This window comes from Chryseobacterium sp. SIMBA_028 (assembly GCF_046535285.1).
GTDB lineage: Bacteria > Bacteroidota > Bacteroidia > Flavobacteriales > Weeksellaceae > Chryseobacterium.
In genome coordinates this window covers 1-242 of the sequence record NZ_JAWRWZ010000734.1, presented here as the reverse complement: position 1 = coordinate 242, position 242 = coordinate 1, and the positions used below count along the sequence as shown (strand labels likewise).

General features: G+C 49.6%; 1 protein-coding gene. It reads left to right on the top strand.

The genetic code is table 11. The features are described 5' to 3' along the window. Window positions 1-242: polysaccharide biosynthesis protein (locus SCA31_RS25195; protein WP_410699668.1), on the top strand; the 242-nt coding region annotated here is incomplete at both ends.

Genomic DNA, 242 nt, shown 5'->3' with positions numbered 1-242 from the left:
AATGTTCAAGGCGCAATGAACTTGATTGATGCGTGCATTGACAAAGGCGTAAAAAAGGTCGTCGCACTGTCTACTGATAAGGCTAGCAGCCCGATCAACCTATACGGTGCTACCAAGCTGACATCCGATAAGCTGTTCGTTTCAGGCAATTCCTACGCAGGCGGCCATGAGACCCGCTTTTCAGTAGTACGATACGGCAATGTGATGGGCTCGCGCGGTTCAGTGATTCCGTTTTTCATGTC